General features: G+C 40.8%; 18 protein-coding genes. 17 read left to right on the forward strand and 1 reads right to left on the reverse strand.

What is annotated here, in order from left to right:
- Positions 1-15: 15 nt before the first annotated feature.
- The 9 genes from NYE65_RS23975 (at position 16) to NYE65_RS24015 (ending at position 9,800) form a co-directional block, all read left to right on the forward strand.
- A complete protein-coding gene (locus tag NYE65_RS23975; RefSeq protein ID WP_262868797.1) occupies positions 16-1,386 on the forward strand; it encodes a PTS transporter subunit EIIC in 1,371 nt (456 codons plus the stop codon).
- Positions 1,383-2,111 carry a MupG family TIM beta-alpha barrel fold protein gene (locus NYE65_RS23980; RefSeq protein WP_340861873.1) on the forward strand — a complete coding sequence of 243 codons (729 nt, stop codon included), beginning with the start codon at positions 1,383-1,385 and terminating at the stop codon, positions 2,109-2,111. Before NYE65_RS23975 ends, NYE65_RS23980 begins: the two co-directional genes overlap by 4 nt.
- Position 2,112: 1 nt before the next feature.
- Positions 2,113-2,382, forward strand: coding sequence for a DUF871 domain-containing protein (locus NYE65_RS23985; protein ID WP_340861874.1), 270 nt, complete (start codon positions 2,113-2,115; stop codon positions 2,380-2,382).
- A gap of 201 nt (positions 2,383-2,583) precedes the next feature.
- Complete coding sequence (locus tag NYE65_RS23990; protein ID WP_445670435.1) at positions 2,584-4,524, forward strand: glycoside hydrolase family 3 N-terminal domain-containing protein; 1,941 nt, start codon at positions 2,584-2,586, stop codon at positions 4,522-4,524.
- A gap of 46 nt (positions 4,525-4,570) precedes the next feature.
- Positions 4,571-5,776 (forward strand): exo-beta-N-acetylmuramidase NamZ family protein, encoded by a 1,206-nt coding sequence (locus NYE65_RS23995; RefSeq protein ID WP_340862179.1) that lies wholly within the window; start codon positions 4,571-4,573, stop codon positions 5,774-5,776.
- A gap of 191 nt (positions 5,777-5,967) precedes the next feature.
- Complete coding sequence (nagE, locus tag NYE65_RS24000) at positions 5,968-7,443, forward strand: N-acetylglucosamine-specific PTS transporter subunit IIBC (protein WP_328177178.1); 1,476 nt, start codon at positions 5,968-5,970, stop codon at positions 7,441-7,443.
- Between the two features lie 365 nt (positions 7,444-7,808).
- Positions 7,809-8,237: a DUF1801 domain-containing protein gene (locus NYE65_RS24005; RefSeq protein WP_328177177.1), complete on the forward strand. Its 429-nt coding sequence runs from the start codon at positions 7,809-7,811 to the stop codon at positions 8,235-8,237.
- A 45-nt stretch (positions 8,238-8,282) separates the two neighbouring features.
- Positions 8,283-9,326 carry an oxidoreductase gene (locus tag NYE65_RS24010; RefSeq protein WP_340861875.1) on the forward strand — a complete coding sequence of 348 codons (1,044 nt, stop codon included), beginning with the start codon at positions 8,283-8,285 and terminating at the stop codon, positions 9,324-9,326.
- A gap of 327 nt (positions 9,327-9,653) precedes the next feature.
- A complete protein-coding gene (locus tag NYE65_RS24015) occupies positions 9,654-9,800 on the forward strand; it encodes a hypothetical protein (RefSeq protein ID WP_340861876.1) in 147 nt (48 codons plus the stop codon).
- 353 nt (positions 9,801-10,153) lie between these two features.
- Here the strand turns inward: NYE65_RS24015 and NYE65_RS24020 are convergent, their stop codons facing one another.
- The gene (locus tag NYE65_RS24020; protein WP_340861877.1) at positions 10,154-11,341 is read right to left on the reverse strand and encodes an MFS transporter; all 1,188 of its coding nucleotides are present in this window, start codon (positions 11,339-11,341) and stop codon (positions 10,154-10,156) included.
- Between the two features lie 121 nt (positions 11,342-11,462).
- On the opposite strand from NYE65_RS24020, the gene NYE65_RS24025 reads away from it, so the two are divergent.
- The 8 genes from NYE65_RS24025 to NYE65_RS24060 all read left to right on the forward strand — a co-directional run bounded on the left by NYE65_RS24025 (position 11,463) and on the right by NYE65_RS24060 (position 21,128).
- Positions 11,463-11,909: a MarR family winged helix-turn-helix transcriptional regulator gene (locus NYE65_RS24025; RefSeq protein ID WP_340861878.1), complete on the forward strand. Its 447-nt coding sequence runs from the start codon at positions 11,463-11,465 to the stop codon at positions 11,907-11,909.
- Positions 11,910-12,207: 298 nt separating this feature from the next.
- Positions 12,208-13,797, forward strand: coding sequence for a long-chain-fatty-acid--CoA ligase (locus tag NYE65_RS24030; RefSeq protein WP_340861879.1), 1,590 nt, complete (start codon positions 12,208-12,210; stop codon positions 13,795-13,797).
- 1,262 nt (positions 13,798-15,059) lie between these two features.
- The gene (locus NYE65_RS24035; protein WP_340861880.1) at positions 15,060-16,163 is read left to right on the forward strand and encodes an amidohydrolase/deacetylase family metallohydrolase; all 1,104 of its coding nucleotides are present in this window, start codon (positions 15,060-15,062) and stop codon (positions 16,161-16,163) included.
- The gene (locus tag NYE65_RS24040; RefSeq protein WP_057277778.1) at positions 16,141-17,250 is read left to right on the forward strand and encodes a DgaE family pyridoxal phosphate-dependent ammonia lyase; all 1,110 of its coding nucleotides are present in this window, start codon (positions 16,141-16,143) and stop codon (positions 17,248-17,250) included. The genes NYE65_RS24035 and NYE65_RS24040 overlap by 23 nt, the downstream gene beginning before the upstream one ends.
- A complete protein-coding gene (gene dagF, locus NYE65_RS24045; protein ID WP_034312316.1) occupies positions 17,247-18,002 on the forward strand; it encodes a 2-dehydro-3-deoxy-phosphogluconate aldolase in 756 nt (251 codons plus the stop codon). Before NYE65_RS24040 ends, dagF begins: the two co-directional genes overlap by 4 nt.
- Positions 17,995-19,008 carry a sugar kinase gene (locus NYE65_RS24050; protein WP_340861881.1) on the forward strand — a complete coding sequence of 338 codons (1,014 nt, stop codon included), beginning with the start codon at positions 17,995-17,997 and terminating at the stop codon, positions 19,006-19,008. Before dagF ends, NYE65_RS24050 begins: the two co-directional genes overlap by 8 nt.
- A gap of 15 nt (positions 19,009-19,023) precedes the next feature.
- Positions 19,024-19,746 (forward strand): GntR family transcriptional regulator, encoded by a 723-nt coding sequence (locus NYE65_RS24055; RefSeq protein ID WP_095678358.1) that lies wholly within the window; start codon positions 19,024-19,026, stop codon positions 19,744-19,746.
- Positions 19,747-19,802: 56 nt separating this feature from the next.
- Positions 19,803-21,128, forward strand: a complete 1,326-nt coding sequence (locus tag NYE65_RS24060; RefSeq protein ID WP_034312312.1) for a GntT/GntP/DsdX family permease — start codon at positions 19,803-19,805, stop codon at positions 21,126-21,128.
- Positions 21,129-21,340 lie beyond the last annotated feature (212 nt).

Below are 21,340 nucleotides of genomic sequence, written 5' to 3' on the forward strand. Positions count from 1 at the left end.
AAAGGGGGCTTATGAATGGGTAAGGGGGATAAGTACGCCAGTTTAGCAGAAGAGTTATTGGGGAAATTAGGTGGGGCATCTAATGTTGCCGATGCTGCACATTGTATGACGAGACTGAGGATATTGCCAATCGATCGTTCGAAAGTAAAAATGGAAGATATAAAAAATACGGAAGGCGTTTTTGGCGTCATTGAAGAGGAAACGATACAAATCGTCCTCGGGCCAGGCGTGGTGAACAAGGTTCATACAGAATTTGAAAAGCTTCTGGGGGAAGCTTCTGGTGATTTGAACTTAAAAGAAGTGGCCTCGAAGAATAAATCAGAGATTGATAGGAAAAACGCAAAACCGTTTAGACTTTTTTTACGCAGGATTGCAAGTATTTTCATCCCTTTAATTCCCGCCTTAGTGGCATCAGGTTTGATTACCGGTATTACAAAGGCAATCGTTCAAGCGGGCTGGCTTGCAGCAGAATCACAATTAGCGATCATTTTAACCGTTATCGGATCCGGTCTGTTTGCCTACTTGGGGATTTTGGTTGGGACCAATGCTGCAAAAGAATACGGCGGATCACCTGCACTTGGTGCCCTTGCGGGTATCTTGGTCATAAATCCGGCCGTCGGCGACATTTCATTGTTCGGTGAAAATTTGCTCCCTGGCCGCGGTGGGTTGATAGGAGTACTCTTTGCAGCTATTTTCATAGCCTTGGTGGAAAAACAGGTCAGGAAATTCATTCCTCAATCACTGGATATCATTTTGACGCCAACCATCGCTTTACTCATTACCGGGATTGTCACTTACATTGTATTTATGCCGGTAGGAGGGTTTTTATCGGATGCCATTACGAATGGATTATTGAATGTATTGGATTTCGGCGGTGTTGTAGCTGGATTCGTGCTTGGGGCGGCCTTCCTCCCTCTCGTCATTACTGGTTTACACCAAGGTTTAACACCTGTCCATCTAGAATTGATAAATTCGATTGGTGATGATCCACTGCTTCCCATTTTGGCGATGGGTGGCGCGGGCCAAGTGGGAGCAGCATTTGCCATCTATATGAAAACGAAGAAAGCTAGTTTGAAGAGGGCTATCGGAGGAGGGCTTCCTTCAGGAATGCTAGGTATTGGTGAACCCCTTATATTTGGAGTGACCCTGCCATTGGGCCGGCCCTTCTTAACTGCATGTTTAGGTGCAGGAGTAGGCGGAGCATTCCAAGCTCAATTCGGGATCGCCACGTCGTCCATCGGTGTGTCCGGACTGCCGCTTACCTTTCTAGTTCATCCAAACCAAATCGCCCTGTTCCTTGCGGGGTTGTTCATTTCCTATATAGCAGGGTTTATTTTTACGTACCTGTTTGGATTTAAAGATGAAATGGCGGTTGAATTTAAGTGATCGGAATTTCTTTTTATCTACAGGACCCGCATGCAGAAACACAAATTATACATGCTGCTAACCTAGGAGTGAAGAGAGCATTTACCTCGCTCCATATTCCTGAAGAAAAGGGAGACCTCGTGAAGAGGATGATAGCGCTTTTAAAGCTTGCAGAGGACTATGGAATGGAAATCCATGCAGATGTCTCATTAAATACGCTTGATCATTTGGGGATTAATAAATTTACGGATTTATGGCCATTAGGTATTAAAGGGATTCGCCTTGATGATGGGTTCGATAAAGAAACGGTCATATCTTTATCTAAGGTGTTTTCACTCTCACTAAATGCAAGTACGTTGAATGAAGATGAACTTTTAGCCGTGCTTGGGGGTGGAGTGGAACCGGAAAGTCTGATAGCTTGGCACAACTTTTATCCAAGGCCAGAAACGGGCCTTGAAGAAGAGTTCTTTCATGAACAAAATAGAATGTTCAAGAAATACGGCATACCGATCTTCGCTTTCATCCCGGGTGCAGGAAGTAAACGCGGTCCTCTTCATGAGGGTCTTCCAACGCTTGAAAAACACAGGTTGATGAATCCTTACGCCGCCGGAATTGAGCTGATCCAGCATGTGGAAGGAGTTTACGTTGGAGATCAAGGAACGGAGGGTAATTTGCTTGAGAATCTAACCGCATATGAAAATCTGAACATTCCGACTATTAGGACTTTTGCAAAGCGGTCAGTATAAATTGAGGCCAGATGTTTCTCATGATGTTTTCCGGCTGCAGAATACCTGGGTCACCGCAAATGTTGAGCCGAGTAATACAGCTGCACGAAGCCTTGGATCCATAACGATGGACAATGATGCTTATGGAAGGTATCGGGGAGAGGTTCAAATTTGCAAAAGAGACCTAGGGGCAGACCACCGAGTCAACGTTATAGGAAGAGTTATAGAAGAAGATATTCCCTTGCTCTCCCTTCTAAAGCCTGGTCAAACAATAAAACTTAAAATTGAGTAAACAATTGGACTCAAAGAATCCAGGGATAAATGGATACATTTCATGAAGGCTTTTTAAAGAGGCGGCTGCTGGGATTCCCGATGCTGCCTTGATTTCTTTATAGGATCTATATAGTTCATTTCCATTCATTTTACCCCTTCATGGCAGTGGTTTGGAATTGTTGCTAACAGAACTAAAAAGAATACAAGGGAGGAAGCCTGAATGATAAAAAGGATATGTGCCCCAGCTGGAATCGCATTATGTTTGGTTTTGTCCATTATGGGAGGGAATGCGACGGCAAAGGGATACGAGAATGAAAAAACGGTTTCAGATATACAGGAAATCGTAGAAAACATGACAATCGATGAAAAAGTCGGTCAAATGCTCATGCCGGATTTTCGTAATTGGCAAAAACAAGGAGAAACAAAGGCGACCGGATTTATTGAAATGAACTCGGAAGTTGCAAGCATCATCAAAAAATATCATCTGGGCGGTGTGATTCTGTTTGCTGAGAATGTAGTCGATACCGAACAAACGGTTCGTCTCACGGATGGTTTGCAGATGACAAGCCCGGACCTTCCGCTGTTAATAACGATTGATCAGGAAGGAGGAATCGTAACTCGTCTTCAAACTGGAACGAACCTTCCTGGTAATATGGCACTTGGTGCAGCCAGAAAAGAGAGTTACGCTTATCAATCTGGAGAAATTATTGGTAAGGAACTGTCGGCACTTGGCATAAATGTCAATTTCGGACCGTCTGTCGATGTCAATAATAATCCCGGAAATCCTGTTATTGGCGTTCGTTCCTTCAGTTCCGATCCGGACCTTGTATCAAAGCTTGGCATTCAGATGATAAAAGGATTGCAAAATCAGAACATGATAGCGACGACCAAGCATTTCCCTGGCCATGGAGATACAGCAGTCGACAGTCATTATGGTCTTCCCCTTGTTTCTCATGATAAAGAGCGATTGCGCTCCATCGAGCTGCTTCCTTTCCAAAGAGCCATCGATGCTGGAGTTGATATGATGATGACTGCACATGTTCAATTTCCTGCATTCGATGACACTACCTATATCAGTAAAAAAGACGGTCAAGAAATTATGATTCCTGCAACGCTGTCACAAAAGGTCATCACGGGTCTATTACGTGAAGAAATGGGATTTGACGGTGTTGTGGTTACAGATGCTTTGAATATGAAAGCCATCGCGGACAACTTTGGACAGGAAGAAGCTGTGGTCCTTGCCCTGAAATCTGGTGTTGATATTGCTTTGATGCCGGCACAGGTTAATTCGCTTCAAATGGAAAAGAATCTATCCTCTGTATTCAATGCATTGAAGGTAGCAGTGGCAAGCGGGGAAATTCCACTAAATCAAGTCAATCAATCTGTAACGAGGATACTTGAACTAAAAGTGAAAAGAGGGATACTAAACCCGGAAAATACTCCGATAGATAAAAAAATCGAAAACGCGCTTCAAGTGGTCGGTAACAAAGATCATTTGAAAAAAGAAAGGAAAATGGCGGAAGATGCCATCACTCTGTTGAAAAATGAACACAAAACATTGCCTTTCAAGCCTAAGAAAAATGATAAAGTTTTAATTCTTGCTCCTTTTGATGACCAAGTTGAATCCATGTCCAGGAGCATCAGCGAATTAGCTGATAAAAAGAAAATAAAGAAAGTCCAAATAACGGGTATGAGTTTTTCAGGAAAGTCATTTACAGATCAAGTGGCCAGACTCATTGATGAATCGGATTTTGTCATAACTGGTTCCTATATTGTCAAAAACGATCCGGCTGTCAATGATGGAGTGATAGATGACAGCATTCAAGATTCGTCGAAGTGGGCAACAGCCTTCCCTAGAGCGGTCATGAATCATGCCAAGAAAAAAGACAAAGAATTTGTTTTAATGAGTTTAAGAAACCCTTATGATGTTGCAAACTTTGAAGAAGCGAAGGCGATTCTTGCTGTTTACGGGTTTAAAGGGTATTCGAATGGGCGTTATAGACAGCCAAATATCCCGGCAGGCATCTCGACCATTTTTGGAGAATCAAGACCAAAAGGCACGTTGCCGGTCGATATACCTTCAGTAACTAAGCCCTCTGAAAGCCTTTATAAATATGGATATGGATTAGATATTAAATCTGGAAGACCCATTAAAAATTAAGGAGAGAAGCAATTTGAAAAGAATGATAATCCTATTTGCCATTTGCATGCTTTCTTTCGGCATCGTTTCCTCAAAAAGTGTAACAGCTGTTAAAGAGAAGAAAAAACAAAAGGTCAGTCCTGGCATTGAAGTTCTTTTAAAAGAAGAAAAGAACGTTTTAAGCGGAAAGAAAGTCGGCTTGATTACGAATCCAACTGGCATCGACTCTAAATTAACCAGCATGGTCGATCTCCTTCATGATGATCCGGATATTAACTTAACGGCTTTATTTGGTCCTGAACATGGAGTGCGTGGAGATGCGCAAGCTGGTGCAAGCGTTGAATATTATATTGATGAAAAAACAGGATTGCCCGTTTATAGTTTATATGGCAAAACGAAAAAACCAACGCCTGAAATGTTAAAGGATGTTGAGGTCCTTGTTTTTGATATCCAGGATGTCGGAACACGCTATTACACTTATATTTACACGATGGCTTATGCAATGGAAGCAGCCAAAGAAAATGATATCCCCTTTATCGTGCTGGACCGGCCGAACCCACAAGGCGGAGAGTCGGTAGATGGGCCGGTCCTTGAACCTGAATTCTCATCGTTTGTTGGGTTGTATCCAATCCCGCTTAAGCATGGGATGACGGTTGGGGAACTCGCGACTTTGTTCAATAAGGAATTTAAAATTGGAGCAGATCTCAAGGTCATCAAGATGAAAGGCTGGAAGCGAGATATGGATTATGACGATACTGGTCTCCCTTTTGTCTTGCCGTCACCGAATATGCCGACAGTTTCCACTACTTTCGTATATCCGGCTACAGGCTTGATCGAGGGAACGAATGTCTCGGAAGGCAGAGGAACGACCAAACCATTCGAGTTGATAGGTGCTCCTTATATAAACGGTGATGAGCTTGCTGGGAAATTAAATGCATTAAGGTTACCCGGTGTAAAATTCAGGGCAGCGTCCTTTACACCTACATTTTCAAAACATGCAGGTAAACTTAGCCACGGAGTGGAAATTTATATAACGGATAGAGAAGTGTTCAAGGCTGTCCCTACTGGACTTCACATCATCAAGACCATTCAGGATCTATATCCCGGTGATTTCGAATTCCTTGCAGCCAACAATTTCAATTTATTGATTGGCAATGGCTGGATAATGTCTAGAATTAAAGAAGGTTCAACAGTAAATGAAATCTTGAAAGAATATCAAGTAAAGCAGGATGCCTTTAAAAAGGTTCGCAAAAATTACTTGCTCTATAAATAAGTGAAAAAAGAAAAGTCCGGGTTGGACTTTTCTTTTTTTTATGGGCTTTCGAAGGAGGAGTAAATCGCTAAGACTTTATTCCTGAATATAGTCAAATTTATAAATGAAATGAAGTTCTAAAATGGAAGGAACCGTTGTCTAATAGAATATGGGGTTTGCCCTAAATCAGTAATTGTCAGGAGGAAAGCGGAATGAAAAAATATCTTCAAAAAATAGGGCGTTCCTTGATGCTGCCAGTAGCCGTATTGCCGGCAGCCGCCATTTTAATGGGGATCGGTTACTGGATAGATCCAGCAGGATGGGGAGCGGGAAGTCCGTTAGCAGCTTTCTTAATCAAAGCAGGTTCTTCGATCATTGACAATATGGCTATCTTGTTTGCCGTTGGAGTGGCGTTGGGAATGTCGAAAGGAAAAGATGGAGCTGCCGCTTTGAGTGGGCTGGTAGCCTATCTAGTCGTAACGACATTGCTTTCCACGGACTCGGTGGCGATGCTGCAAGGAATCGATGTAAAAGATGTAAATCCAGCATTTCTGAAAATAGAAAATGCATTTGTCGGAATCCTCTCGGGTCTTATAGCGGCAGCTATGTTTAATCGGTTCAGTAAGGTCGAACTGCCGGATGCATTCGCTTTCTTTAGCGGTAAACGCCTTGTTCCAATCCTTACTGCGGTTGCCATGTTACTGGTTTCCCTAATATTATTCTTCGTATGGCCACTCATCTACTCCTGGTTAGTTATATTTGGGGAAGGAATAAGTGAATTAGGTGCCGCTGGAGCAGGACTCTATGGGTTCTTCAATCGGCTTTTGATACCAACTGGTTTACATCATGCGTTAAACTCCGTATTCTGGTTCGATGTAATCGGTCTTAACGATATCGGTAAATTCTGGGCTGGAACGGGAATAAAAGGAACCACAGGCATGTATCAAGCCGGCTTTTTTCCCGTCATGATGTTCGGTTTACCGGCAGCGGCTCTTGCCATGTACCATTCGGCAAAATCACGGAAGAAAAAACAAGTGGCCTCATTAATGCTCGCAGCCGGCTTCGCTTCATTTTTCACTGGCGTTACTGAACCTTTGGAATTTGCTTTCATGTTTGTTGCACCAGCCCTATTCGTTGTGCATGCCTTATTAACAGGAATATCGTTGGCTATTGCTGCGACTTTCCAATGGACAGCAGGGTTCGGTTTTAGTGCAGGATTTATTGACTTTGTTTTAAGCTCAAGATTGCCAATGGCAAATGAACCTTATATGCTGCTTCTTCAAGGACTGGCTTTTGCAGTCATCTACTATTTCTTATTCCGATTCTTGATAACTAGGTTCAATTTAATGACTCCCGGCAGAGAAGAGGATACAGAAGATGAGCTTGATGGCGGAGGAGCGATTGCAGAAGCAGACAGCGGTCAAGGCGGGAATAATGAGAGTAAATTCTTTGGAATGGCTTCCGCTATTTATGAGGGATTAGGCGGAGACGCTAACGTAACATCTGTAGATAACTGTGTTACCCGATTAAGGGTGGAAGTGGAAAATATGGGAGCTGTCGATCAGAATAAAATCAAATCAGCAGGGGTTGCCGGAATCAATATTGTGGGTCCCCAAAGCATTCAAGTCATCGTAGGGACACAGGTGCAATTTATAGCTGATGAAATAGAAAAGATCAGGCGGCAATAGATCTGGTTAAACTGCAGTTTGCCTTTTAATAAAAAAATCTACGATCAGAATAATAATTTCTGATCGTAGAGATTGTGGTAAAGTACTGATTTTTAAAGCGCGAAAGATTTACTTAATAAACTTGCTCTTAAAATAGAATAAAACGAATCAATGTTCTATAATATATAAGGGTATTGAATGAAGGATTTGCCATGAAGCATAGAGAAATAGTAAAGGAGCTCGTCCGCCAATCATTGATACATCGGTGATGAAGGCTGTATACATACATAACAACCTAAAAACACGATTGTATAGGGTATTAAGATACTGAGCAAGCGATATCTTATGAATTTTTTCTGCCTTTTAATATAAGGGAGGTTCCGGTCATGTATAAACAAAAAACCAATGAGACGGACAGTAGTGTCATTGAGTTCATCGAAAACGTCGATAATCCGAAAAAACGGGAAGATGCCTACGAATTGTTGAATGTTTTTACCGAAACGACAGGTTATGAGGCAAAGATGTGGGGACCTAGCATAATTGGGTTCGGAACCTATCATTATAAATATGAATCCGGTCACGAAGGCGATGCCCCACTGGTAGGCTTTTCACCTCGAAAAGCAAAAATCAGTTTATACTTTGCTCCAGGGGACAAAAAAAGAGAAGAATTGTTACAGGTATTTGGAAAACACACTTCCGGAAAAGCGTGTGTTTACATCAATAAAGTGGAAGATATCGATATTAATGTATTGAAAGAATTGATTAATCAATCTGTCAAGTTTTTGAGAGATACATACCCGGACAATGAAATATAATAAAATGTTTGTTTAAGAGGAACAAGAAAGCGAGTGGGATTGAAAATGAGAAAAATTAAAGTGGGTATAGTTGGGTACGGATTGTCAGGAGCTACTTTCCACGCGCCATTACTAAGTGTTTTAGAGCAGTTTCAAATAGTGAAAGTTGTGAGCTCCAATAAGGAAAAAGTCCAAAAAGATTTGAAAGATGTGGAAGTGGTAGGCAGCTTAGAGGAAATTCTTGAAGACCCGTCCATTGATTTGGCTGTTATTACGACACCGAGTGGTTTGCATTATGAAATGGCCAAGCAAAGCTTGTTAGCCGGGAAGCATGTCATTCTCGAAAAGCCGATGGTTGTGGAAGCTTGGGAGGCGGAGGAGCTCATCAAGATTGCCGAGGAAAAGAATCTTGTTTTAAGTGTCTATCATAACCGGAGATGGGATAATGACTTTTTGACCGTGAAAAAACTTATGGATGATGGAGTGCTTGGGGAAATCAATACATACCAAGTCCATTATGATCGATACCGGCCTGTGGTCAGGGATAGATGGAGGGAAAAACCGGGCCCGGGATCAGGCATGCTTTATGATCTAGGATCACATCTCATCGATCAAGCACTTCATTTGTTTGGATTGCCGCAATTCGTTTCGGCAGATGTATTTTCCCAAAAAGAAAATGCAGAAACGGATGATTATTTCCATGTGATATTAGGATATGAAAAGCTGAGGATTATCTTGCATTCGGGCTCAATCGTTCCGTATAATGGACCGCGGTATCAGGTGCATGGAAGTAAAGGATCATTTATCAAATACGGTCTTGATTGCCAAGAGGCTGACTTAAGTGAGGGGAAAAAACCAATTGATGACTCTTGGGGTGCAGATGATCCCGAATTCTATGGTAAGCTGGTTACGGTTGAAGGAGAAAATGAGATACATGAAACCATTGAAACACTGCATGGTTCTTATTTAACGTATTACCAGGCAGTTGCCGATAGTATATTGAGCGGGAAAAAAGCTCCAGTCACTGCCCAAGAGGGGTTAGCGGTCATTAAAATCATTGATGCGGCTTTTGAAAGCAGTAAAGGAAAGAAAGCCATTTATATTAAATGAAATTAATTTCCCTTTATAACAATATGAAATGAGAAAACTGAATGATAAGCGGCCTTATTCTAAAAATAAGGTCGCTTCAAAATGTAGACAAACTCGATGAAAGTCGAGTTTGTCTACATTTTTTTATGGCTTGTACAATTTGGACGTTGATTGGAACGTAGGGCATTCGCTTTCCGTGGGCGGTCGGGGAGCCTCCTCGGCTTTCGCCTGCGGGGTCTCCCCTGAACGCGTTTTTCCCGCAGGAGTCTCGTACCTTCCGCTTCAATCAACTTTTTTATTTTGTTGAAATAAAAGCTTCAACTTTAGGAAAGAATGGAGCAAATACACGTGAATCCGAGTGTTACGGAAGATTTTGAGCAGTTTCCGCAAGAAAATGGAGCAGAGTATCCGAGAGTTGGGGACGTTACTCGTGAAATTGACGCATTTACTCGTGAATTGGGAGCAAATACTCGTGAATACAAATATTACGCATGATTTGGAGCTAAATCCGTATGAAATAGGAGCGAATATTCGAGATTTGGAAGCGTTACTCGTGAATTAGAGCCATTTACTCGTGAATTCAGAACAAATACTCGTGAAATTGACGCATTTACTCGTGATTTTGAAGCAAATACTCGTGAATTCGAGTGATACGCAAAAATATGAGAAGTTACCGTATGAAATTGGAGCTAGTTCTCAAGAGATTGAAGTGTTACTCGTTATTAAACTGTTTTAGAGGATTTCAATTAAAAGAAGAATGGATAAAAAAATCATAATGAAAACCCCCGGATAGCGGATGCTACTCGGGGGTTTCGTTAAGGAATAAATTTTGAAATGCCATTTAAGCTCTAAGATAAGGCCTTTGCATGAAGAGATCGCTTTTGCCAAGCCATAGTAATCATTAAAGTAATGAATAAGAGGATAAGACCCAACATGAACGGATAGGTAATGTGGACATCATACATCATTCCCGCAAGTGTTGGTCCAAGCACATTTCCGATGCTCATATACGCATTATTCATACCCATTGCAAAACCTTGCTCATTCCCTGCCATCTTGGAAATCAGTGTGTTAAGAACTGGACGTAAGATGGAAGTGGAAAGGAAGATGATAAGTGAAATAAAAAAGAAAATCAGGTAATTTGATGCAAAAAGTGATAGGAGGAAACCGATGGCTGCAACACTGATAAAGATATTCAGCACATTCACTTCCCCGAAACGCTGTACGATCCGATCGACGACAAACAATTGAACTATTACACTGACGATACCGGTGGCTGTTACCATGACGGCGATGTCCTTAGGAGTCGAATTGAATTGATTATCAAGATAAAGACCAATTACAGATTCATACGCCATTAAGCCAAAGCTCATTACAAGCGTAATGATGAGCGGGATGAAATAAGGCTTTTTCACGGATAAAGTGATTTTCCGAAGCATCGTTTCAGTTTTTGCATCCATGGATTGAGTAACCTGTGCCGTTTCGCTTTCTTTTAAAACAAAAATCGAAAATACGACTGCAGATAGGGATACAAGCGCAGAAATCAAAAAGGGAAACTTCAAGCCAAAGTCAGCTAAAAAACCTCCAATTCCTGGACCGACTACAATTCCCAGGGACATGGCGGCAGATACTAAACTATTGCCTTTAGCGCGTTGATCAAATGTGGTGATATCGGCAACATAAGCAAAAATTGCGGGTATAAGCAAAGCTGCCCCGATTCCGCCAATGATCCGTGAAGCATATAATAACCAAATGGAATTGACTGCATAAAAAATGAACATGGATAATGTCAAACCGACCAATCCATAAATAATCATTTTTCTGCGCCCGAATTGGTCAGTCCATTTTCCGGCAATTGGCGAAAAGATAAGTTGTGCACCTGCGAAAATGGCAATCATTAGGCCAGCGGCGGTTCCGCCTTGATTAATGGAGGCCAGGTATGCTGGTAAAATGGGGATGATGATCCCGAAACTTCCTATTGCGATAAACATATTGATCATGAGGATAATGATCTTTTTGCGTTGTTCTGCTGACATGGACAGCCTCTCTCTCTCTTTAAAAATCAATAACCAATTTAATTCGCATGGTTAATTTTTTGATACGTTAATTATGTTATAGTTTTAGATAGATAGTGTCAATAAGAAAGGATTGTCAAACATGCATTCAAGTGAATTGTATAATTTACATCTAGAGATCAGGGAACTAAGCAGCCTATCACAGGAATTGGTGGAACCGTTACTGGTTAAATATGATTTAACTTCTGTACAGTATCGCGCATTGCAATTAATAGTCTTGAATGAATCCATAGCGGTTAAAGATGTTTCGAATCATTTGAAAATTAAACCTGCAGCAGGAACTGCACTAATTGATCGGCTTGAACGGAAGAAATTGATTGAGAGGGTACACAGTGAGGATGATCGGCGGGTCGTTTTTATCCAATCCACCGAAAATGGAAGGAATACCTATCATTCCATCAATAAGTGTTTTACCAAAACCTTTCGTGATTTTTATAGCGTCCTGAATGAAGAGGAAACGGAACGACTCAAACAAATCGTTGGGAAACTTACCGAACATCTGTCGGCATGCATAGATAATAAAATATAATCTTCCTGACGTGTATAGTTTCCATTATAATAGAAAGAAGAAGCACTATATTATTAAAGCAGTGAATTTCACTGTTTTTAGAAGACTAATTATCAGAATAATTAAAAAATATTTGGATTTTTCATTTCAAAGCGGATAGGCCATTCAAAAATCTTTAAATGGAAATCCATTAAAGAAGATATGACGGCTGCAAAATGAATATGTATTAAAAGGATACGAAGTTTTTTCTCAGGATCCATCATGACGAACCAAGCAGGGTGCTGTATATAGTGAATCCGGAAAGAAGGAGATGGTAAAAATGTTTTCCCCATTAACTCCAATTGATTGGAAGCGCAGGGCAGTAAAATATTATCCTCATAAAGTGGCAGTCATCGATGAAGAGAAAAAGTTTACATATAAGGAATTCGGGCAGCGAACAGATCAACTTTCCAAAGCTTTGTATTCTTCGGGAATTGAAAAAGGTGACCATATTGCAGTTATGTTGCCAAATACGCATTATATGTTGGAATGTTTTTATGGCATTTGTCAAATGGGAGCGGTAATGGTCCCTTTGAATTACAGGCTTGCTGCAGAGGATTTGGAATATATCATCAAGCATAGCGATTCAAAAATGTTGATAGTCGATGAAGAATTCACCGCTCCAGTCGAAAAGATCATTACTAAACTTTCCTTGGAAAAGATCATCATCGTGCCTGTTGAAGGATATGAAACCACTTTACCTGGAATAGATTATGAGAATTTCATTTTGCATGCAAATGATGATGGACTGCCAGAGGTTAAAATCGAAGAAAATCAACTTTTGACTATAAATTACACGAGTGGAACGACTTCAAAACCAAAAGGGGTCATGTTAACTCATCGCGGGAATTACATGAACGCCGCTAATTTCATTTATCACCTAGGGGTGAAGCATGACGATGTATACTTACATACATTGCCAATGTTTCACGCTAATGGCTGGGGAGGGGTATGGTCGGTAACGGCTACTGGCGGGACTCATGTTTGTTTAAGGAAAGTCGATCCCCCTCTTATCCTCAAATTATTCGCCCGTCATAATATTACATTGTTATGTGGAGCGCCTACTGTCGTCAATATGCTGGTAAATGACCCTAAAGCAAAAGAAACAAATATCAAAGTGCATCCAAGGATGGCAACGGCAGGTGCTCCTCCAGCACCAGCGCTTATACAAAAGGCACAAGATATCCTTGGTTTGAATATGATCCACGTATATGGATTAACAGAAACTTCCCCATTCATCCTATATAACGAGTGGAAGGATGAGTTTGAAGCTAAATCGGCGGACGAACAAGCAATAATAAAGGCAAGACAAGGGATTGAATTGGTTTTCAATGGGGAAACGATGGTAGTCAATAAAGAAGGGAAAGAAGTCGCTAGGGATGGAAAGGAACTGGGGGAAATCATTACTCGCGGCAATGTTGTAATGGAAGGATATTATAAGGATCCGGAAAAGACGGCCGAAGCAATTAGGGATGGCTGGTTTCATACCGGGGATCTGGCAATTACCTATCCTGATGGGTATATTGAGATACAAGACAGGGCTAAGGATTTAATCATTTCCGGCGGGGAAAATATTTCTTCAACAGAGGTAGAAGGGGTATTGTATAAACATCCAGATGTTTTGGAGGCTGCGGTCATTGCCATTCCAGACGATAAATGGGGAGAAACGCCTAAGGCAATCATTGTGCTGCAGCCAAATGCAAAAGTGACGGAAAATGAGATCATTACCTTTTGCCGCTCAAAAATGGCTCACTTTAAAGCACCGACAAAAGTTGAATTCGTAGAGTCTTTACCGAAAACGGCAACAGGTAAGCTACAAAAATACCGATTGAGGGAAATCCATTGGAAAGGATCGAAAAAGGTAAATTAACGGCTTTCATAGGAACGGGATATATATATTAAGTGAATGTCATGAAAAGGAAAAACGAATGAAGTACGGAAATTAACAAGACCAAGAATGCTTTTAAATAAGCATTCTTGGTTTTTATATTATGGAAAGCAACATTTCCACTGTAATATTAGGAGCAGGAAGGGTTAATTAACGAGGGCTTCTAAATGAAAGATTTGACTTAGTGTAATATATATACGTTATTTTAGATATACTTGGTTTTTTACACTAGCATAGACAGATACATGATAAGCGTGTTTTCCGGAATAATATGCTGCTATTAAACTATTAGGACTGCCAGCAAGTGCTGATGCCAGTGCAGTAGCTACTCCTGCTGGTGCGGTTGGGCCACCCGCAAACACAAGAGTACTTACGATGCTTAACCATGTTGTTCCCTTTTGATGAGTCTTTACCACTTTCCTAATTGGGTATTTGTTAGTTTAGCCTGATGAGCAATAGGTTTGCTCATTTCAATGATGCTTGCTGTTGGTTGTATTTGTATAACATCATCCCTAATTAATTTGACTTCCACAATGGGGTTGACTGTTGATGAAGGTATTGTTTCATTTTTCTCTTCGGCCAATGTATAGTTTTAAAACAGTAATAATTGTACTTATTTCTATATGTCTAGGTTTTATAATCAGGATGTCCTCAATAATAATAGCTGATCGAAGTTTATTTTCTATGTACAATATAGACCTATTAATTTTATTTATAGCGATAATTGGATTAATTATATGGTTGAATAAAAAGAAAAAAAGGATATAATTATTCAGTTTGGAGACAAAAGGGGTTCTATAGCGAGTGTCTTGGAGGAACCGTTCAAACCCTTTAAACCCATTAGTCTTTATTCTGATTTAGAGTAAGTTTTTTAATAAAAGCATTATTTCCGGATAATTAGAGTAAAAACTTTCATCAATGGATTTTGTGAATTCGTGAAAAAAGGCGGGAAGAAAAACAGATTGTTTTTCTTCCCGCCTTTTTTCATGGGTAGCATGAAAAATTTTTAAAAAACTAATGAGATTATATTATATGAAGAAACTAAGAAGCACAAAGAAAAAATAGCCTTGATCTTATAAAAATTCTGTAAATTTAAATCAAACATTATAACGTTATATTGATTAGTTCAACAAAATATGATAATCTATTTTTGTAAAGAGAAATTAATGAATTCATATACAATTCAGTGTAACCGTATACAAAGTACTTTCAATCGATAGGATGTACCGAAAAGGATGAGGGAAATGACAGATACGTTAGTTCTGAAGAATGTAAAAATGGTAGAGGGTAAAGCAGCGGATATCATCCTGGAAAATGGGATGATTAAGGAAATTGCACGACCCGGAACTGCAACAGGAGATAAGATAATAGATTATGATCAAAAGGTTTTTGTTTCGAGCGGTTGGATTGATATGCATGTACATGCTTTTCCGGAATTCGATCCTTATGGTGATGAGGTTGATGAGATTGGATATAAAACTGGTGTAACAACGGTCATAGATGCGGGAAGCACGGGGGCAGATAGGATAACCGATCTTGTTAGAAGTTGTGAAAATTCCAAAACGAATGTTTTCGCCTTTCTGAATATTTCGCGGATTGGATTGAAAAGGGTTGATGAGTTATCGGATATTTCATGGCTGGACGAAGGGGAATTAATGAAGGCAATTTCCAAGTACGGGGATTTTGTCGTTGGACTTAAAGCGAGAATAAGTAAAAGTGTAGTTGGTCCAAATGGTATAGAGCCATTAAAAATCGCTAGGAAGTTCTCGGCTGAAACGGGTTTACCATTAATGGTTCATATCGGTTCAGGGCCGCCTGATATTAAGGAAGTCCTTCAATTACTTGAGGAAAAGGACATTATTACTCATTTTCTAAATGGTAAAGCGAATAATTTATTTGATGAAAGAGAAGAGCCGCTACCTGAGTTGATTAAGGCGATTGAACGTGGTGTACATTTGGATGTAGGTCATGGAACGGCAAGCTTTTCTTTTAAAACTGCAGAAATGGCTAAAAAGCGGGGAATCGGCTTCAATACGATCAGTACGGATATATATCGGAAAAACAGAGAGAATGGGCCAGTTTTTAATATGGCAAATGTGCTTACAAAAATTTTGTACCTCGGTTATCCATTAAAAGAAGTAATAGATGCGGTTACGGTCAATGCAGCAGCTTGGTTGAATAAACCAGAGCTTGGAAGGGTTTCAGCTGGGGATATTGCGAACCTGACTTTATTCTCGATCGAGAATGAGCCGACCCTTTTATTGGATTCCGAAGGCGAAAAAAGGATGGCAGAAAAAAGAGTTGTTGTAAAAGGAGTGGTTATAAATGGAGAATTCATTGAATGCTAAATACGGTTTGAAAAGAGTCATCAATGCAAGCGGAAGAATGAGCATATTGGGAGTCTCTGCCCCAACTGACACAGTGATGGACGCGATGAAAAAAGGTGGGCAAAATTATGTTGAAATTTCTGATTTAGTCGATAAGTCAGGCCAGCATATAGCGAATTTGCTTCATTCTGAAGCAGCTGTGGTCGTAAACTCAGCATCAAGCGGAATTGCGCTTTCAGTAGCGGCAATCGTTACTGAAGGAAACAGAAGGAAAAGCGAAAGGCTTCATCAAGATCGTATTCAAAAGAATGAAATCATCATGCTGAAAGGCCATAACGTTCAGTATGGAGCACCGGTTGAAACCATGATTTATCTTGGCGGCGGAAAATTGGTTGAAGTTGGATATGCAAATGAAGGGAAAGCAGAACATATTGCGGAGGCCATAAATGAAAATACTTCCGCTATTTTATATGTGAAATCGCACCATGCTGTCCAGAAAAATATGATATCGGTCGAAGAAGCATGGGAAGTGGCCAAAACGAATAATATCCCTCTGATTGTCGATGCAGCAGCGGAAGAAGATTTGGAAAAATATGTACAATTCTCCGACCTGGCGATTTATAGTGGTTCAAAAGCCATTGAAGGACCCACATCCGGTATCGTTGCTGGCAGAAAAAAATATATCGAATGGGTAAAGGTTCAATTGCACTGTATAGGAAGGAGCATGAAGGTTGGAAAGGAAACGACCTTTGGTCTGCTTCAGGCATTGGATGAGTATTTTGTCAAGACGGATAATAGCGAAAAAGAAAAAGCTAGTTTACAAGTTCTCACATCACTTGACTCGATTGATGGCGTAAAAGTAACGATAGTTCAGGATGAAGCCGGACGTGCCATATATAGAGCACGTATTTCCATAAATCCTTTGATAACGGAAACGACGGCGAAAGAAGTGAACGAGCAGCTCAAAAATGGGGATATCGCCATTTATACACGGGATTATGGGATAAGGCAAGGCTTTTTCGATATAGATCCGCGTCCATTGCAAGGTGATGATATAAATGTTATTGAATCACGATTAAGAACCATATTAGGAGGAAAACAAGGATGACAAACATAAACAAACGGTTATTGAATGATCGTGTAGCCTTAAATGTACTTGCAAATAGTGTGGAAAATGCAGTGGAAGTCTTTGAAGCAGCTGAAGGACATGTATTGGTGGGTGTACTCTCAAAGGATTATCCAACTGTCGAAGCAGGTGTTACAGCAATGAAAGAATACGGGGAAGCCATTGATGAAGCCGTTTCAATTGGATTGGGCGCAGGCGATAATAGACAGGCTGCAGTTGTCGCAGAAATAGCAAAATACTATCCAGGCAGTCATATTAACCAGGTTTTTCCGGCTGTTGGTGCTACGAGGGCCAATTTAGGCGAGAAGGATAGCTGGATAAATTCACTTGTTTCTCCAACTGGGAAAGTCGGTTATGTGAATATCTCCACTGGTCCAGTAAGTGCAGGCGCAAGTGAAACTGCCATTGTGCCAATCAAAGCTGCCATTGCGCTCGTTCGCGATATGGGAGGAAATGCTTTGAAATATTTCCCTATGAAAGGGCTGAAGCATGAAGATGAATATCGTGCTGTAGCAAAAGCTTGTGGTGAAGAGGGATTTGCTTTGGAACCAACAGGTGGAATCGACTTAAATAATTTCGAGACTATATTAGAAATTGCATTAGAAGCAAAAGTGCCTAAAGTCATTCCCCACGTATATTCTTCCATCATTGATGAAGCGACTGGTAAAACGAATGGGGAGGATGTACGGAAATTATTGGCCATGACAAAAAAATTGGTTGAAAAATATGCCTAAAAGGATTGTGGCATTCGGGGAAGTAATGATGCGTTTGCAGGTACCAGGGCATGAATTGCTATCACAGGCTAACACGCTGCAATACTCCTTTTCAGGCACGGGAGTAAATGTGGCTTCTGCGATGACAAAACTTGGACATGATGGGTATCTTGTGACAATGTTACCGGATAACCCCCTTGGTGATTCAGCAATTTCAGCTTTGCAGGGCTTAGGAATCGGCAGGAACTACATCTCTAGAGGCGGCAAATATATGGGGATGTACTTTTTGGAAAATGGATTTGGACAGCGGGCGAGCCGTGTCACATATTCCAATCGACTGGAAAGCAGTTTTAATACTGCCACCTTATCCGATTATGATATGGATATGATTTCGGAAAAGACGGATATCATCCATTTTTGCGGAATCACGCTTGCAATGGCGGAAAATGTACGGGAAAGCATGAAGGTGCTGGCTAGAAAAGTCAAAGAAAAGGGCGGTACAGTCTGTTTCGACTGCAATTACCGACCTTCCTTATGGGAGGGTGGTTACGCTGACGCAAAGCCTCATTATGAGGAAATGCTTTCTTTGGCTGATATCGTCATGATGAATGAAAAAGACGCCCTTTATATTTTAGGAATGAAGTCAGAAGGTTCCACAAGGGAAGAACAGCTTGTTGAGTTGATCCCTGAAGTGGCCAAGCGATTCAAAATTCAATCGATAGCGGGGACACACCGTTCGATCAACAGTGATAATAGCCATACGTTGAGGGGGTATATATACAAAGAAGAAACATTTTACTTTTCCGATATCCTATCATTTTCCGTATATGATAGAATAGGTTCAGGCGATGCTTACACCAGTGGAATCTTACATGGCGAATTGCTGGGATATTCCCCTGAAAAGACAGTACGATTTGCTGTTGTATCAGGAATGCTGGCATGTACTGTCGTTGGAGATACTCCTTTGGCAACCGAAAAGGAGATACTCTCGGCAATGGAAGGTAAAATGGAAGATATTAAAAGATAAGGCAGGAGATTAGGAATGAATGTGAACAGGAAAAATGGACCGATGTATTTACAGATAAAAGAAATATTAAAGGATCGTATTTTACATGGGGTTTATGCCATCGACACAAACATTCCCTCCGAGCCTCTTTTGGAAGAAGAATTTAACGTAAGTAAGGTTACTGTCCGTAATGCAATCAAAGAACTCGTGCAAGAGGGGTATGTTGAAAAGAAAAGCGGCAAAGGCACTAGAGTCATAGCTAATGGTTCGATTGTCAAACTTTCCAAAGGGAAACGTTTCACAGAGCTGTTGGTGGAGGAAGGGCACTCCATTTTAAAAAAGGTGTTAAACATAAGTCAGATTGACCTTTCTTCAGACTCTAAGCTGCATTCTTTATTTGGTGCCCGTTGCATTAGTATCGAACGGATATATTTATTGGACAATGAACCATATATTTACTTTACACATTATATTTCACTTGATTTAAACCAAGAAGAGATAAAAGAGGTCCAAATCAATTCTTTGTACCGCTTTTTGGAAGAGCAAAACGTCAAACTTGAAACATTCAGAGATGAGTTTGCCGTTGCTATCGCTCCGGATCACATTTGCGAAACACTGAAAATCGAAAAAAATAGTCCAGTACTAAAGAGGATTAGGATTTCCAGTGATGGGGACGGAAATGTTACGGAATACAGTGAAGGATATTACAACACGGCTAAACAGAACTACATTGTGACATATAACGAGCCGGTACAATAATCCCATTTATTGTATTGGTTTGAATGTAAGCGATTTCTTGGGAATGGGGAGAATATATGGAACTATATTTATTAGGAATCACGCTGATAGCAATCGTAATCGTCATTTTGGGGGTATCATTGTGGAAATGGCATGCGTTCATCAGCCTGACTGTTGCCAGTTTATTTTTAGCGATTTTTTCCGGACTGCCAATGGACAAGATCGTTGGAGCTTATGAAACGGGTGTCGGAGCGGTCCTTGGGCACCTTATTGGAATATTGGCATTAGGGACCATCCTAGGAAAGATGATGTCCGACTCTGGAGCTGGAATGCAGGTTGCTGACTTTTTCATTAATAAATTCGGTGTGAAAAACCTGCCATGGGCCATGCTTTTATCTGGTTTCATTATCGGCATTCCGGTATTTTTCGAGGTTGGTTTAGTAATATTGCTTCCTTTGGTCATTTCCATTCGTAAATCAACCAAAGTGAACATCTTGTTAATTGGCATTCCAGTACTTGCTGGTTTATCGATCGTACATGGGCTGGTGCCTCCGCATCCTGGAGCCATGACAGCTATTGGAATTTATAATGCTAACATGGGGCAGGTACTTCTGTACTCATTGATCATCGCATTCCCGACGGCTGTAATTGCGGGACCGCTATTCGCAAAATGGATTCATAAACGGGTTATTCCTGTTGGAGAACCGGAATTGATCCGTGTCGAAACAAAGTCAAGTGGATTACCCGGCACTGGAGTATCGTTCTTCATCATCCTTTTGCCAGTATTGTTGATGGTTTTAACGGTAGTGGCGCCTTATCTGCCGCTACCGGGTTCGATTGAAAAATTCTTATTGTTTATCGGAAGTCCAGTGATCGCCCTATTAATCTCCTGTTTTGCAGCTTACTATTTCTTGGGCTACAGACAGGGAATGGACAAATCACTAATTAAAAAGTTGACGGAAGAATGCTTATTGCCATTAGCATCCATAATTCTAATTATCGGTGCTGGCGGAGGGTTCAAGCAAATTTTAATTGATAGTGGCGTAGGGACTGCAATCGCTTCCATGTCTGAAGAAATTTCTTTATCACCGATCGTTCTTGCATTCCTTGTGGCCGGTTTGATTCGGATTGCCACAGGTTCTGCAACCGTCGCTTTGACCACGGCAGCAGGGATCGTTTCACCGGTCGTTGCCAATATGACGGGTGTAAATCTAGAATTGCTCGTAATTGCCACGGGAGCAGGCTCACTCATGTTCTCCCATGTTAATGACGCCGGTTTCTGGTTAGTAAAAGAATACATGGGACTAACCGTTAAAGAAACTTTCAAAACTTGGACAGTGATGGAAACATTACTTTCCTTCGTTGCATTCGGTTTGGTTTTAATTTTCGATATATTCATTTAATTAAAATGGAATTCTGCAATGTCTGATTAAGTAACATTTACCTCCGTGAACTGTCTTGGGGTGACAGATCACGGAGGCTTTTATTTATTTATGAACATACTGGGGTGGGGAGAAATGACCGGCTGTATTTTTATGGATTGGTCGTTGCGGAATAAAACAGTAACAAAATTCATCCACAATCGGAAGTAGTTAGTCTAGTGACAAGGGTGTAG

Origin of the sequence: Peribacillus sp. FSL R5-0717 (genome assembly GCF_038002945.1) — a bacterium.
Classification (GTDB): domain Bacteria; phylum Bacillota; class Bacilli; order Bacillales; family DSM-1321; genus Peribacillus; species Peribacillus frigoritolerans.

Excerpts from the sequence above, each read along its gene's own strand:
- NYE65_RS23975 (WP_262868797.1), top strand. The coding sequence starts at position 16 with ATGGGTAAGGGGGATAAGTACGCCAGTTTAGCAGAAGAGTTATTGGGG.
- NYE65_RS23990 (WP_445670435.1), top strand. The coding sequence starts at position 2,584 with ATGATAAAAAGGATATGTGCCCCAGCTGGAATCGCATTATGTTTGGTT.
- NYE65_RS23995 (WP_340862179.1), top strand. The coding sequence starts at position 4,571 with ATGCTTTCTTTCGGCATCGTTTCCTCAAAAAGTGTAACAGCTGTTAAA.
- nagE (WP_328177178.1), top strand. The coding sequence starts at position 5,968 with ATGAAAAAATATCTTCAAAAAATAGGGCGTTCCTTGATGCTGCCAGTA.
- NYE65_RS24005 (WP_328177177.1), top strand. The coding sequence starts at position 7,809 with ATGTATAAACAAAAAACCAATGAGACGGACAGTAGTGTCATTGAGTTC.
- NYE65_RS24010 (WP_340861875.1), top strand. The coding sequence starts at position 8,283 with ATGAGAAAAATTAAAGTGGGTATAGTTGGGTACGGATTGTCAGGAGCT.
- NYE65_RS24020 (WP_340861877.1), bottom strand. The coding sequence starts at position 11,341 with ATGTCAGCAGAACAACGCAAAAAGATCATTATCCTCATGATCAATATG.
- NYE65_RS24025 (WP_340861878.1), top strand. The coding sequence starts at position 11,463 with ATGCATTCAAGTGAATTGTATAATTTACATCTAGAGATCAGGGAACTA.
- NYE65_RS24030 (WP_340861879.1), top strand. The coding sequence starts at position 12,208 with ATGTTTTCCCCATTAACTCCAATTGATTGGAAGCGCAGGGCAGTAAAA.
- NYE65_RS24035 (WP_340861880.1), top strand. The coding sequence starts at position 15,060 with ATGACAGATACGTTAGTTCTGAAGAATGTAAAAATGGTAGAGGGTAAA.
- NYE65_RS24040 (WP_057277778.1), top strand. The coding sequence starts at position 16,141 with ATGGAGAATTCATTGAATGCTAAATACGGTTTGAAAAGAGTCATCAAT.
- dagF (WP_034312316.1), top strand. The coding sequence starts at position 17,247 with ATGACAAACATAAACAAACGGTTATTGAATGATCGTGTAGCCTTAAAT.
- NYE65_RS24050 (WP_340861881.1), top strand. The coding sequence starts at position 17,995 with ATGCCTAAAAGGATTGTGGCATTCGGGGAAGTAATGATGCGTTTGCAG.
- NYE65_RS24055 (WP_095678358.1), top strand. The coding sequence starts at position 19,024 with ATGAATGTGAACAGGAAAAATGGACCGATGTATTTACAGATAAAAGAA.
- NYE65_RS24060 (WP_034312312.1), top strand. The coding sequence starts at position 19,803 with ATGGAACTATATTTATTAGGAATCACGCTGATAGCAATCGTAATCGTC.